Here is a 14,330-nt window from a genome sequence, read left to right on the forward strand (position 1 = left end):
ATCTAGAAAGTCGGTTAAATTCCCTCCTAACATCCTCCTTCCGCACAATAAACTAAGGTATCCAACCTAAAGTGATACCATTAAAATACTCGATAACAAAAAGTTATTTCATCTAATTCATTACAGCTTGTCTTGCAAATTTTTATCTAATAAGAAACACATTTAACAGTTTGAATTCAGTGATGTTTGATGTAAATTAGCAGTTAAAACAGTCGTTGTGATAACTATGGCAACGACACAACAATTAGCAATTCACTTAAACTGAGTTAATGTGAAACAATAAACTGGCGTTGTATTTTTAGTGCTAGCAGCCCTAGTTGCGATAGGAACAGCTGCTGCACATTTATCTTGCATCTATTTAGGCCCAAAGTGCTATGTAGCTCAAATGGTTCCCCCGAAAATTGTAGAGTCAGCGATTAATGGCACCTATTTAGCACCAATAGGCACAGTATTTGCCTCGGGGATTTTTGTTATTTTAGGACTCTATGCCTTATCTGGTGCTGGCTTTACGGGGAAATTGATAAATAAACTGCCACTCGTAAACTATGCAATATATGCCATAGCAACGCTTTGCATCATTCGTGGTCTATTACCATTACAACTCTGGCTTCGCCACCCCGAAAAAGTAAATGATACTGTTTTTTATGTCGGTATTGTTTGACTAATGACTGGGTTACTGTATTTAGTTGGTTATCGAATATGCTCCACTAAGCCAACCTCAATTTGATAAAGTAGAAAATCATGATAAAGACTGTAGTACAAACAATGCGCCCATCTTTCCTAGTGTTAACACTAGCCTGTGTATTTTTAGGACTTTCCACATCATTAGCTACAGGTGTATCGATAGATAAAGTAGTCTTTATCCTTATCTTCATTGGTGCAATGTCTGCTCATATCAGTGTAAACATGCTGAATGAGTATCATGACTTCAAAAGTGGTTTAGATTTTAAAACGATTAAAACCCCTTTTAGTGGTGGTAGTGGTGCGCTACCTGATAACCCTAAAGTTGCAAATTTAGTATTGTTGTTTGGGCTATTAACATTGTTTATCACCATCGCAATTGGCATATATTTTATTAGCACTATTGGCGCGACAATTTTGCCGATTGGGCTCGTGGGACTGGTGATTATTGTCACCTATACCCAATGGCTAAATCGTATGCCACGATTGTGTTTAATTGCCCCCGGTATGGGATTTGGACTGTTAATGGTTGTTGGTACGCATATCGTTTTAACATTGGACTATTCATTACTGGTTTGGCTAGTATCGTTGATACCATTTCTTCTGATCAATAACCTACTTTTGTTAAATCAATATCCTGATATGAAAGCTGATGCCAGCGTCGGTCGTAAAACCTTTCCGTTAGCTTTTGGTATTAAGCGCAGTAATCAAGTTTATGGGGTATTTATGTTATTAACTTATTCATTGATTTTACTTTATGTATTGGTGGGTATACTGCCAAGCATGGGATTGATTGCGTTAGTTCCCATACCGCTATCCGTTTTTGCATGGATTGGAGCGATTAAACACAAAGAGAACATCGGGGACTTTCAGCAGCACTTAGGCGCGAATGTAGCAGCAACCATAATAACGCCATTTTTATTAGGACTATCAATACTGATTGGTTGATGGTTGATGGTTGATGGTTGATTAAAGTAGAGCAAAATATTTCAGTGTATTTTGCTCTACTTAACAACAAAGTGATACTCCGCTTTGTTCGTACTAATTTTTAATTAGCTGATTTATCAGCAATATATTGATCAACTAAACGGGTTAGAATATCTAAAGGGACAGCACCGTTTTTCAAAACTACATCATGAAAATCTCGTAAATCAAACTTATCACCTAAACTGGCTTTAGCTTTCTCACGTAACTCTAGGATTTTCATCATACCTATTTTATAAGATGTGGCTTGTCCAGGCATAACGATGTAGCGCTCAATTTCTGAAATTACATCACTATGTGCCATACCTGTATTAGCGACCATGTAATCAATCGCTTCTTGTCTAGTCCAACGTTTATGATGAATACCGGTATCAACCACTAAACGTACCGCACGAAATAATTCAGCTTGTAAGCGACCTATATTGTCAAAAGGATCATCTTGAAAGCCTAAATCCCATGCTAAACGCTCAGTATATAACGCCCAACCTTCTGTATAAGCGGTAAAGGGTGATATCCGACGGAATAAAGGCATACCTTCTAACTCCATCGCAATAGCTATTTGAAAGTGATGACCTGGAATACCTTCGTGATACGCAAGGGTTCTCATGCTGTATTTCGGTGTTGCTTTAATATCGTATAAATTAGCAAAGAACATACCCGGTCGACTGCCATCAATCGATGGTTGCTGATAATAGGCTCCTGGAGCCGTTTTTTCTTTGAACTCAGGGATTCTACGCACCTTCATGCTCGCCTTTGGACGAATTCGAAAAGCCGACTCTAAACCTGCATTAATTTCATCAAGAATGGTTTGATAATCCGTTAATATTTGTTCTCTACCCGCTTTGGTATCAGGGTAATAGAATTCATCTTGAGCAGCTAAGGTTTCAATTGCTGCTGTGAATCCTTGGCTAACGTCATAGTTTTCTTTTTCTAAAATGGTCAAAATTTCTAACTGAATTCGATCAACTTCATGTAGACCGATATTATGAATTTCATCTGCGCTGTAATCAGTAGTAGTGAAAAACTTAAGCGCTTGAGCATAAACTTCATCACCATCAGGTAGCTTCCAAATACCATCATCGGTAGTAGCTTTATCAGCGACTTGATTAAAATAATCTATAAGCAATTGATAAGCAGGATGTACCGAAGCAATAATTTCCTCTTTAGCCAAGTTTAATAATCTAGTTTTCTCTGCAGAAGAAATATCTTCAGCATCGGATAACTTCGCTTTTAATGATGAATAGAGAATGTTTTCTTCAGCAGGCTTAGCTACAAACGCTGTCATTTCTTCAAGAACACGGTCAATAACAAAACGAGGAGGTAAAATGCCTTTTTCTTCCCGTAATTTTAAACCTTCAAGATTTTGGGAGAACTTAACTTTTACTTTATTAAGTCGAGCAATATAGTTCTCGGCATCACCAACTGAATTGACCTGATGTTGAGCATCCATAAAACTAGGGTAACCATTTTGAATACCAAACAACTGGTTCACTGGATAATTGTGATATCGGTATGGTTCAGAGACTAATAAGATATCCAATAAATACATGGCTATTTCTTTAGATAAAAGCTGCGATTCATCTAAGTCACTATCATCATAGGTAAGCAGTGTTTCTTTTACTTTTTTCATTTCAGCAAAAAGAGCATCGGTCTTTTCTGGGCGATCATCATCAAGCTCAGCGTTATGTCCGGTAATGCCGATAGACTCCAAGAAACCCAATGAAGTCAGCGTTTCCGGACTTTCAAATGCTTGTTGTAAAACAGTTCTATCAAGAAATGAGCGTAACATAAAAGGTTTTTCGGCGTACCATTCGTGTGATGCAAATGCACCTCCTAGTACTATGACAGACAATAGGGAGAGTCCTATCCATTTAAAAATTGATTTAACCATGTGATTTCCTTATCTATTATTTTACAGCTGGCTTATCCTAAACCTCAATAGTAGGGTACTTCAAGAGCTAATCAGGGAAACTTACAATTGGTAACAAATGAACTCTGTGGATATTTTGGGACGAATCTATGGGTTAGAGTACAAATTAGTACTCGTTAGCGTTTCCAAAGTACGTTGATTAACGCACCTACCATGATAAACCCACCGCCCATAATGGTAGTGGCCATAGGAACTTCACTAAAGTATGCCCAGCCAATAAAAACTGAAAACAGCACTTGCACATAGGCGTACGCGGTTGCTTTGTTAGCATCGGCACTATGGAGTGCCTTGGTTAAGCCCACCTGCCCTACTTGAGTGAATATGCCCACTAAAACCAGTAACCCGGTCGCCGCTAGACTTGGCACAACAAAATCACTGCCTAACATGACTACTGAAATAGGAAGGGCAACCAGAGGGAAGTAAAAAATAATGACCGAGCTGTCGTCAGTTTTTGTCAGTTTTTTGATAATGACATAAGCAACAGCGCTACCAAATGCTCCCATTACAGCCGCGCCAATACTAATCCATGGATAATGTATGGCATTGTCTAATTGCAAATTCGGTTGAATAATTATGAATAAGCCAAGTAAGCTGATGGCGATACAAGCGATGGTTGAGCGCTGTATGGTTTCTTTCAAAAAAAACACCGCCAACACTGCGGTAAATACAGGATGCAAATATTGTAATACGGTCGCTTCTGCTAAGGGTAAAGTTGTTACGGCATAGTAAACAAACATCAGAGCAAATGAACCGACAGTACCGCGTGCAATCAATAGCGCTTTATTATGGCCCCATAGGGATATCTTTTTACGTTTTATATCAGCGTAACTAATAATGCCCGAGACAATGGCTCTTGCTGCAACAATTTCCAGGACTGGAATACCTAAGCCGCTAACTTCTTTTACACAAGCCGCCATTAGGGCAAAGCCTAACGCCGAGATCAACATATACCAAACGCTCATTGGCACTGAATTTTTTATGGTTGTGAACATTTACAGTTGTACTCGAATAAAGAAGAAAGAAAGTTATATCAAACGGATTAGTTCGGTGATTGGGCGCTATTCTATCTCATTTAGTATCGATGCGAACTAGCTTGGTCAGATTATTACTCAGGGTTTTGTTATCTGTGTTTGGTATTTTCGTCCCTACGTTAAGCCGAAAAAAGTCTGCCTGGAAAATTGATAGTGCATTGATAGAAGAAGACATATCGAAAAGGTGTTCTAAATGAGCTTTAGAACTAGCTTTAAAATAGCTATAAAACAATGAGATAGATCAACAAAAATAACAAAATAAAGTTAATGCATCGTAAATTTGACTCATATCAACAAAAGTGTCGGTTAAATGCAAAAAGTCCTTATTAAAGAGTAGAGTAGCAGCTCTATTCAATTCCCTATTATCTTTAAGGTTACTATCGTGATTGTTAATAATCGTGTTAAGTCTGTTAGCTTTATCATTATTTCTATTCTCATATTGTTGTCGGTTATTCTCAGTTTTTTGACTAACCCTGTTAGTCCAACACCTTGGGTGTTAATCGCAGCATTGTGCATGATGCCGCTGATAAAACAGAAACACATCAAGCAAATTAAATGGAGTAAAGAGTACAGCATAGGTATTGAGTATATTGATCAAGACCATAAGAAGCTGTTGCACTTATTAAACCAATTTAGTATCGCTTTCGATTATGCCCAGTGTGAAGAGTTTGAACGTGAAGCCTTAGAAGAGTTAGTAAGCTATACCAAGTATCACTTTAAGCGCGAAGAAAAGTTAATGGAAGATTATGGCTACCCTGGATTGGCTGAACATCAAGAAGAACATCAAGCCATGATTGATAAAGTTGAAGAGTATGTCGCCATTTATAACATTGAAGGTCATGATTCACTGAAACAAGTAACTAATTTACTTACCTACTGGCTAATTAACCACATCCAAGAGTCTGATACCCAATATCGTGATTATCTAGTTGAGCTAGGTGCTGACGAGTTTGATGTTTAGTATTTTTTCTGATTTATATTTTCTGTACTCTACTTTCTTTGTCCCTCTCAACTTAGTTGAAGATAAGCACTAAAAAACTACGTCCAAATCTTTGAGGATTTAGGCGTAGCTTGTTTTTATTAGCACATATTTACTTGCTTAAACTGGCCAGTTTTTCACGTATAGCTTGGTATCGTTGCTGTTCGCACACGCCAAAGCCAGATAATTGTCTTACTTTATTGCGACCAAACAATGGCACTGACATACCAGCAAAAAATCGACAAAAACTTTCAATCGATAATGGCTGATTTATTTTTCCGCTAAGTCGTTCAGCCAATTCCGTCATGCCCTGCTTTAAGGCTTCATCACTCGGCCATGGGATCTGAGCTTGAGAATGCTCAAGTACTGCCACTTGACCACGACAAACACTACAGTGACCACATTGTGGGACTGTTCCTGAATTGCGAGCTGAATCGAGACTATTATTATCGGAGCTATTACCGTCAAACCTTTTATCATCGAAACTAGTATCATCAAAGTAGCGCGCCAAATTTACCGTTAAACAAGTATCGAGCTGGAAAAAACGTACTAAAGTGGCGATACGTTTAATTTCTTTTTCTTCATTATCTTTAAAATAATTACTGAGTGTTTGGCACAAACTAGGATCTGCCAATTCATTCAGCTTTATATTAAATACCTCAGTCATACCTTTAGTTTCAAGCACTATCAATTGTTGTTCTTGTAGGTATTCAAGAGCGGCTATAACACGATTACGTTCAATACTTTGATCTTGCAGTAAAGTATCAAAATTCAAACTACCCCAGACTTTTTTAAAGTCTGTAGCATTAAAGATACGTTGTAAAAAGTCTTTACGTTGATCATTAAAACTATTGATAATTTCAGCTTTAGGTTTTAATAGTTTAATTTTAAAGTCAGCAAAGTAAGCATAAAGTGGTTCAATCACGCCCGCTAACTCTAACTGTACTAATAGGGTTTTTAGCGGAAGTTGTTTAATATTAACAGCATTAGACAACTGCAATATTTGTAACTCCCACTTTCCTTCAGACCGATTGTCACTTATGCCTACGTGAGTGCTTGTTATTACCTCTGATTTTATTGTATTTAATAACATTTCAATGCCGGTAAACTCAGGTGTATCTCCGTAAACAAAGTTTTCAACGGTATTTAAGCCATCAAGATTAGCTAAGGTAAAACACTGCGAAGGCAGCCCATCTCGCCCTGCTCGTCCTATTTCTTGGCTGTAGTTTTCTATAGACTTTGGCAAGTCATAATGAATAACAAAACGTATATTACTTTTATCAATGCCCATACCAAAGGCAATAGTCGCGACAATAACCTGTATTTTACCTGCCATAAAGTCTTGTTGAATTTGACTGCGCGTATCACTGTCAAAACCAGCATGGTAAGCACAAGCATTGATGCCTTGCTGTTTTAAATATTGCGCGACTGTTTCAGCTGAATGTTGCAAGGTAACATAAACAATACCAGCACCTTGTTGAGCAGAAATGATTTGCTCAAGTTGCTTGTTTTTATGCGCTTGCGTAACAGGTAGCACACTTAAATCAAGGTTAGATCGATAAAAGCCTGTTTGCACAATATGTTCATCTCGAATAGCAAACTTAGCTGCCATATCTTGTTTTACTTTACGCGTTGCCGTCGCGGTAAGTAACAACACCAATGAAATATTCAACGCTTGGCAATAACTCGGTAGCTTTAAATAATCGGGTCTAAAATTATGCCCCCACTCAGAAATACAATGCGCTTCATCAACCACCAGCATAGAAACAGGTACAGATTCAATAAACTGTCTAAAGCGTTCATTCTTAAAACGCTCAACTGACACCATTAATACTTTAATATCGCCATCGCGCACACCTGCCATGACGGTTTGTGCTTCGTTGCCTTTTAAGGTCGAATCAATACTTGCCGCCTTAATACCTTTGCTTGCAAGAAACGACAATTGATCTTTCATCAAAGCTAATAAAGGCGATACCACTAAGGTTAAATGCGGTAAATGCAGTGCAGTTAACTGATAACATAACGACTTACCCGAGCCTGTCGGGAATATAGACAAACTTGATTGGCCTTTAAGCAATTGCGTAATGGTCTGCTCTTGCCCGGGGCGAAAGCCATCGAAGCCAAAGGTCTCGAGAAGTGATGCTTTAAGACATTCTTTATGAGAGTAATCTTGTGGGTTATTCATAATTTAAGTACCGCAAAAGGTATGATAATCTTTATCACCATCGACAGGGGCATCTTGATAGTTTTTAGTCTCAGCTATTTCGGTATAAGGCTGTCGCAATACCGCCAAGAATTTATTTAGCGCAGTTAAGTCACCTGTTTCTTGGCAACTATCTAAGAAGGCTTCAACATGATGGTTTCTTGGAATAACAATCGGGTTATTGCTCACCATTAGCGTATGAGCAGACGATTTAAATGACTCAATTCGACTATTCCAATGAGGTAACCATTCATTAAGCACATCAGTTAACGGCTCTTCAGTAGTATTATCGTTAAGTGAATCAGTTAATGCCGTGAACGTTTGCGTGTAATCTAATTTTTGTTCTTTCATAAGTGTAATCAAATCATTGATCAGCTTACCATCACCTTCCGCCGGTTCATCGATACCTATTTTAGCGGCCATCATTGTCAAATAACCTTGCTGAAGGTCTTGATGAAATTGAGTTAATAATGGTTCAATTTTTTCTACTGCATCATCTTCATCGCTATCAACTAACGGTAATAATGTTTCAGCTAACCGAGTCATATTCCACTGCATAATGCTTATCTGTTTACCAAAAGCATAACGACTATTACGATCAATTGAGCTAAAGACAGTCTCTGGATGATAAGCATTCATCATAGCACAAGGGCCGTAATCTATGGTTTCACCTGAAATAGTCGTATTGTCTGTATTCATTACACCATGAATAAAACCAACTCTTAACCATGAAAGCACTAAAGGAATTTGCTTTGATAAAACAGCAGAGAAAAATTCAAGCACTTGTTGGCTGCTAATTACATTGTCAGCTTTAAGGGCATCACTATTGTCACTCGAATTTTCTGATGAGTTAGCTATTAACTCGGGAAAGTGACGATTGATGGCATAATTTGTTAACTTTTTAAGCGAGTCTGTATCACCACGCGCAGCAAAATATTGGAAAGTTCCAACTCTTATATGACTTGCTGCTATACGCGTAACAACGGCACCATCATAAGGCCGCTCGCGATAAACATTTTCACCGGTAGTGACCACGGCTAAACAACGGGTAGTAGGTACACCAAGAGCAAACATAGCTTCACTCATGATATATTCACGCAATGCTGGGCCAAGCGCACAACGACCATCACCTTGACGTGAAAAATCACTGACGCCTGAGCCTTTAAGCTGAATATCCCAACGTTGTCCCTGAGTATCTGCAATATCCCCTAATAAATGCGCACGACCATCGCCAAGCTGCGGATTAAAGTGGCCAAACTGATGTCCAGAATAAGCTTGTGCAACTGGCTTACTTCCTTCAATCAATTGATTGCCTGAGAAGTATTGTGAGAGTAGTTCGGCATCATTATCTTTAGTGAACGGTATAGTTAAAGCTTTGGCTAATGGTTCGTTCCACAATAATAAGGATGGCTGGCCCACAGGCGCAGGCAATGTTTGCTGTGAAAAGCTTTCGCCAAGTGCTTGGTAGTTATTAGAAAGAATTAGGGACATTTATTTCTCGGGATAAAATTTGTCTTCAATACGTTGACAAAATTGTACTAGATTTTGGTATCTTTTGGCATTTTTAGTAAATTTACTTTCAAAACCATTATCAAAACGCACTGAAATAAACTCACATAAATGCGAATAAACGACGGCATCAAATGAGGTATGAGTGTCGCCAAAGAAAAAATTTTTATCTGCCAAAAGCGTGGACAATGACGCTAAGCTCTTATCTGAAATAGCGAGAACTTCCTCTAATGAGTGACGACCAACGCCTTGGCCATGAAGGTTTTTCTTTACCGATTTACGAATAATATTAGGTAAAAACCAGCGCAGTGGTATCGGTAAAGTAGCAAAGAAAGCTTCATTGGTTAACGGCCAACATTCATCCGTCGCCCAACGAGAATAAACCAAACACCAATAAAGACCTTCATCTAATGACTTAGTTATTAAATGAGCTTGTGCTTTCTGCTCTGGTGCTAATTCGATATCTAAAGTTACCTGATACTGTTTTGTTAAGTAGGACATTATGGCATCAGAATCAGCCACCACTGTACCGTTATCATTGATGAAAGGTAACTTACCTTTTGGTGATTTTTTTAAATACTTGGCGCCATATTTAACCTGGCATGGAATATTCGCCATACGCATAAAAAGATCAACCTTAACCACAAATGGACTAGCATCCATCACATTAAAGCACTTGCCAAACCCATAAAGTGTAATCATTACTCATCCTTGTTTGCATATAGAAAATGAAAGTTAACACGAAAAAAAAAAGGCCAACAAACCTGTATTATTATACAGTATCTATATTGACCTTTTTTTACAAGTAAGAAGCACTGAATATAATTGAGCGCCAACATTATCAATGCTGCAATTTAATCCAGTTTCCGCTAGATTACTCTCTAAATATCACTTTTATACAGAATTATATTTCTGCTGCAACCACTGAAATTTCAACAAGCAATGCTTCTCTCGCCATTTTAGCAGCAACGCAAGCGCGTGCTGGTGCATGCCCTTCTGGCACCCATGCATCCCATACGGCATTCATATCAGCAAAGTAGCTCATGTCTTTAACATAAATAGTCGCAGATAAGATGTGCTCTTTGTCACTGCCCGCTTGCGCTAATAATGTATCAACTTTATCAAGCATGGTTTGCGTTTGCTCGGTGATATCTTTAGTGGCATCTGCCGCAACTTGACCACATAAGTAAATAGTCCCGTGATGCTTAACAATTCGGCTCATTCTTGGCTTAGTTTCTAATCTTTCAATCATTGTGTGCTGGCTCTTCCTATTTGTAATTTTAGCTGCATTGTTATCGATTTATATTTCATCACTTATAGTCATAAGCTCAAAAATATAAAACTCAAACGCTTTGCTAAAACACTCAACTAGTCTGAGCTCCTTGTTTTTTATTGTTAAAAGAAAACCCCAGTGTTTTTCAACAATGGGGATTTAGTTGTTTTTTATAAAGTATAAATTACTCGCAGGTAAAATAGTGCTATTTACAGATAGTTCATCTTAATTCAAGGCGACTGCACGGAGCTGACGTTATTCAGTGAGTACAGTCAACGCTGAAGTTAGATGAAATAGCAAAAAAGACCGCTAATTTTTACTCCCACTCTATGGTGGCAGGCGGCTTACCTGATATATCGTAAACTACGCGAGAAATACCATCAATTTCATTAATAATACGGTTAGAAACCAAGCCTAAGAAATCATACGGTAAGTGTGACCAACGTGCCGTCATAAAGTCGATTGTTTCAACACAACGTAAAGATACAACCCAATCATATTTACGCGCATCGCCCATAACGCCCACTGATTTTACTGGTAAGAATACGGTAAAGGCTTGGCTTACTTTTGTATATAAATCATGCTTGTGCAATTCTTCAATGAAGATAGCATCGGCACGACGCAATAAGTCAGCGTATTCTTTTTTCACTTCACCTAATATACGTACACCTAAACCAGGTCCAGGAAATGGATGACGATAAAGCATGTCGTATGGTAGACCTAGCTCTAAGCCAATTTTACGTACTTCATCTTTAAATAATTCACGTAATGGTTCAACTAAACCTAATTTCATGTAATCAGGTAAACCACCAACATTATGGTGTGATTTAATCACATGTGCTTTACCCGTAGCTGACGCTGCTGATTCAATTACGTCTGGATAAATAGTGCCTTGTGCTAACCATTTTGCATTATCAAGCTTGTTCGATTCTTCTTCGAACACGTCAATAAATACGTTACCGATAATTTTACGTTTTGCTTCTGGCTCACTTTCGCCCGCTAAACGATTTAAAAATCTATCTTCAGCTTCAATCTTAATGATGTTTAAACCGAAGTGATCACCAAACATATCCATTACTTGCTGGCCTTCGTCTAAACGAAGTAAGCCGTTATCAACAAATACACAGGTAAGTTTATCTCCAATAGCACGATGTAATAACATAGCAACTACTGATGAATCTACACCACCTGAAAGGCCTAGAATAACTTCGTCGTCACCGACTTGTGCTTTCATTTTAGCAATTGCATCATCAATGATTGATGCTGAAGTCCATAATTTTTCACATTTACAGATATCGACAACAAAGTTTTCTAAAATACGAGAACCTTGTTTAGTATGTGTTACTTCTGGGTGAAATTGTACGCCGTAGAATTGTTTTTCTTCATTAGCCATTGCGCCATAAGCACAACTTGCTGTTTGTGCAACGGTAACAAAACCTTCAGGAATAGCTGACACTTTATCGCCGTGACTCATCCAAACGTCAAGTAAAGCATTACCGTTATCGCCAATACTGTCTTCAACTTTGTTAAATAACGCAGATTGAGCAATCAATTCAACAGCAGCATAACCAAACTCTTTATGGCTTGAACTTTCAACGCCACCGCCAAGCTGCTCAGCCATTGTTTGCATACCGTAACAAATACCTAATACAGGTACGCCAGCAGTATATACATATTCAGGTGCACGAGGAGAGTTAGCTTCAGTTACTGACTCTGGGCCACCTGCAAGAATAATACCTGTTGGATTAAAACCTTTAATTTGCTCTTCGGTAACATCCCAAGACCAAAGTTCACAGTAAACGCCAATTTCACGTACGCGACGAGCAATTAACTGTGTGTATTGTGAACCAAAATCTAGAATTAGTATGCGGTGATCATGAATGTCTTTGCTCATGCTGTTTCTCATGTTGACGGCTCGTCATGAACAAACTTTATGCTGCATTGTTTTCATAATTTAGCAAAATCATTTATGGAACATAAACTCATTTGCTAAATCACTCAACAGCTTTGCCTAAAGCTCGTTCATTTAGAGCGATATATATTAAGTAAAAAACTGAGCATCTCTATTGAAAGTTTACTCAGTCTATTTAAATTTTTTTTGTTTTCCATTTACCGAAAACAATTAAGAATAGTTTAGTTCAAAGCTTGTTAGCACTAGAGCAAAGAAGAAACACGGAGCTGACGCTAGTCAGTGAGTACTTCTGATGCCGCTATTGTATTAACAAGCAAAGAAATAAGCTGTTCGACTAACCCATACGATAATTTGGTGCTTCTTTGGTGATAGTTACATCATGAACATGCGACTCGCCCATGCCCGCAGAGGTAATTTTCATAAACTCTGGCTTAGTACGCATCTCTTCAATAGTGGCACATCCAGTCAAGCCCATTGATGAACGTATGCCACCCATTTGCTGATGAATAATAGCTGATACTGGACCTTTATAAGCAACACGACCTTCAATACCTTCTGGTACTAATTTGTCTGCTTCGCCTTCAGATTTTTGGAAGTATCGATCACTTGAGCCATCTTTTTGCGCCATAGCGCCTAAAGACCCCATACCACGGTAAGACTTGTAATAACGACCTTGATAAAGTTCAACTTCACCTGGTGACTCTTCAGTGCCAGCCAACATACTGCCAACCATTACGCAGTGTGCGCCAGCAACTAGTGCTTTAGCGATATCACCTGAGAAACGGATGCCACCATCAGCGATAACAGGAATACCTGTACCTTTTAATGCTTCTACCGCATTTGAAATAGCTGTTAATTGTGGAACACCAACACCGGTAACAATACGCGTAGTACAGATTGAACCTGGGCCTATGCCTACTTTAACCGCATCAACACCAACATCGGCTAGTGCTCTTGCGCCAGAGCCTGTTGCAACGTTACCTGCAATGATTTGTAAATCAGGATATTTTTGGCGGGTTTCACTTACACGGTCAATAACACCTTGAGAATGGCCGTGTGAAGTATCAATTAATAAAACATCAACACCAGCAGTAACTAACGCGTCAATACGCTCATCAGTTCCTGCACCAACACCAACCGCAGCGCCAACACGTAAACGACCTAATTCGTCTTTACACGCGTCAGGCTTATTTTCAGCTTTTTGGTAATCTTTTGCAGTAATAAGACCGACTAATTTGAAAGCATCATCAACTACTAATATTTTTTCAATACGGTTAGTGTGCATTAAACCTAAAATTTCTTCGCGTGCAGCACCTTCTTTAACCGTGATTAACTTTTCTTTCACTGTCATTAGTGAAGAGACCGATTTAGTTAAATCAGTTTCAAAACGTAAATCACGGCCTGTAATGATACCAACTAAGTTGTTTTTATCATCTACTACAGGGAAACCTGAAAAACCTAAGTCGTCAGCTTTATGCATGACTTGTTCAATAGTAAAGTCAGTACTTACTGTTACAGGATCTGAAACAATACCGCTTTCATATTTCTTCACTTTACAAACATGTTTCGCTTGTTCAGCAATAGTCATATTTTTATGAATAAAACCTAAACCACCTTCTTGCGCTAACTTAATTGCTAGGCGTGACTCAGTTACTGTGTCCATAGACGCAGATACCAAAGGTACGTTCAAATTAATTTTACGGGTTAATTTAGTTTTTAAATCAGCCGTGTGTGGGAGTACTGTCGAATGAGCAGGTACAAGTAATACATCATCAAAAGTTAAAGCTTCTTGGGCAATTCTTAGCATCGCAACATCTCTCTAAAAGGG

The 14,330-nt window shown here is 38.5% G+C and carries 11 protein-coding genes; 3 read left to right on the plus strand and 8 right to left on the minus strand.

Features of this window, described 5'->3' with window-relative positions:
- Positions 1–385 precede the first annotated feature (385 nt).
- Positions 386–661 carry a hypothetical protein gene (locus CXF79_RS19015; protein WP_232769251.1) on the plus strand — a complete coding sequence of 92 codons (276 nt, stop codon included), beginning with the start codon at positions 386–388 and terminating at the stop codon, positions 659–661.
- Positions 662–741: 80 nt separating this feature from the next.
- Positions 742–1,629, plus strand: coding sequence for a prenyltransferase (locus CXF79_RS19020; RefSeq protein WP_232769252.1), 888 nt, complete (start codon positions 742–744; stop codon positions 1,627–1,629).
- Between the two features lie 100 nt (positions 1,630–1,729).
- On the opposite strand, the gene CXF79_RS19025 is transcribed toward CXF79_RS19020, so the two are convergent.
- Together CXF79_RS19025 and CXF79_RS19030 are read right to left on the minus strand one after the other, a co-directional pair.
- Positions 1,730–3,556 carry a DUF885 domain-containing protein gene (locus CXF79_RS19025; RefSeq protein WP_101157194.1) on the minus strand — a complete coding sequence of 609 codons (1,827 nt, stop codon included), beginning with the start codon at positions 3,554–3,556 and terminating at the stop codon, positions 1,730–1,732.
- A gap of 155 nt (positions 3,557–3,711) precedes the next feature.
- The gene (locus CXF79_RS19030) at positions 3,712–4,587 is read right to left on the minus strand and encodes a DMT family transporter (RefSeq protein ID WP_011044966.1); all 876 of its coding nucleotides are present in this window, start codon (positions 4,585–4,587) and stop codon (positions 3,712–3,714) included.
- 421 nt (positions 4,588–5,008) lie between these two features.
- Between CXF79_RS19030 and CXF79_RS19035 the strand changes: the two genes are divergently transcribed.
- Complete coding sequence (locus CXF79_RS19035) at positions 5,009–5,587, plus strand: bacteriohemerythrin (protein ID WP_011044967.1); 579 nt, start codon at positions 5,009–5,011, stop codon at positions 5,585–5,587.
- A gap of 130 nt (positions 5,588–5,717) precedes the next feature.
- Here the strand turns inward: CXF79_RS19035 and CXF79_RS19040 are convergent, their stop codons facing one another.
- The 6 genes from CXF79_RS19040 to guaB all read right to left on the minus strand — a co-directional run bounded on the left by CXF79_RS19040 (position 5,718) and on the right by guaB (position 14,309).
- On the minus strand, positions 5,718–7,790 hold the full coding sequence (locus tag CXF79_RS19040) for a RecQ family ATP-dependent DNA helicase (protein ID WP_101157196.1): 2,073 nt from the start codon (positions 7,788–7,790) through the stop codon (positions 5,718–5,720).
- 3 nt (positions 7,791–7,793) lie between these two features.
- Positions 7,794–9,299 carry a protein adenylyltransferase SelO gene (locus tag CXF79_RS19045; protein WP_011044969.1) on the minus strand — a complete coding sequence of 502 codons (1,506 nt, stop codon included), beginning with the start codon at positions 9,297–9,299 and terminating at the stop codon, positions 7,794–7,796.
- Positions 9,300–10,019, minus strand: a complete 720-nt coding sequence (locus CXF79_RS19050; protein WP_101157198.1) for a glutathione S-transferase family protein — start codon at positions 10,017–10,019, stop codon at positions 9,300–9,302.
- Positions 10,020–10,221: 202 nt separating this feature from the next.
- Complete coding sequence (locus tag CXF79_RS19055; RefSeq protein ID WP_101157200.1) at positions 10,222–10,569, minus strand: RidA family protein; 348 nt, start codon at positions 10,567–10,569, stop codon at positions 10,222–10,224.
- A 337-nt stretch (positions 10,570–10,906) separates the two neighbouring features.
- Positions 10,907–12,484, minus strand: coding sequence for a glutamine-hydrolyzing GMP synthase (guaA, locus tag CXF79_RS19060; RefSeq protein ID WP_011044972.1), 1,578 nt, complete (start codon positions 12,482–12,484; stop codon positions 10,907–10,909).
- A gap of 352 nt (positions 12,485–12,836) precedes the next feature.
- Positions 12,837–14,309, minus strand: coding sequence for an IMP dehydrogenase (gene guaB, locus CXF79_RS19065; protein WP_011044973.1), 1,473 nt, complete (start codon positions 14,307–14,309; stop codon positions 12,837–12,839).
- Positions 14,310–14,330: the final 21 nt, after the last annotated feature.

The sequence above is a fragment of the Colwellia sp. Bg11-28 genome, from assembly GCF_002836245.1.
In the GTDB taxonomy this organism is placed as follows: Bacteria; Pseudomonadota; Gammaproteobacteria; order Enterobacterales; family Alteromonadaceae; genus Colwellia; species Colwellia psychrerythraea_A.

What these genes read in the sequence shown, in the direction of transcription:
- CXF79_RS19015 (WP_232769251.1), top strand. Translation starts at nt 386, where the DNA reads ATGGTTCCCCCGAAAATTGTAGAGTCAGCGATTAATGGCACCTATTTA.
- CXF79_RS19020 (WP_232769252.1), top strand. Translation starts at nt 742, where the DNA reads ATGATAAAGACTGTAGTACAAACAATGCGCCCATCTTTCCTAGTGTTA.
- CXF79_RS19025 (WP_101157194.1), bottom strand. Translation starts at nt 3,556, where the DNA reads ATGGTTAAATCAATTTTTAAATGGATAGGACTCTCCCTATTGTCTGTC.
- CXF79_RS19030 (WP_011044966.1), bottom strand. Translation starts at nt 4,587, where the DNA reads ATGTTCACAACCATAAAAAATTCAGTGCCAATGAGCGTTTGGTATATG.
- CXF79_RS19040 (WP_101157196.1), bottom strand. Translation starts at nt 7,790, where the DNA reads ATGAATAACCCACAAGATTACTCTCATAAAGAATGTCTTAAAGCATCA.
- CXF79_RS19045 (WP_011044969.1), bottom strand. Translation starts at nt 9,299, where the DNA reads ATGTCCCTAATTCTTTCTAATAACTACCAAGCACTTGGCGAAAGCTTT.
- CXF79_RS19050 (WP_101157198.1), bottom strand. Translation starts at nt 10,019, where the DNA reads ATGATTACACTTTATGGGTTTGGCAAGTGCTTTAATGTGATGGATGCT.
- CXF79_RS19055 (WP_101157200.1), bottom strand. Translation starts at nt 10,569, where the DNA reads ATGATTGAAAGATTAGAAACTAAGCCAAGAATGAGCCGAATTGTTAAG.
- guaA (WP_011044972.1), bottom strand. Translation starts at nt 12,484, where the DNA reads ATGAGCAAAGACATTCATGATCACCGCATACTAATTCTAGATTTTGGT.
- guaB (WP_011044973.1), bottom strand. Translation starts at nt 14,309, where the DNA reads ATGCTAAGAATTGCCCAAGAAGCTTTAACTTTTGATGATGTATTACTT.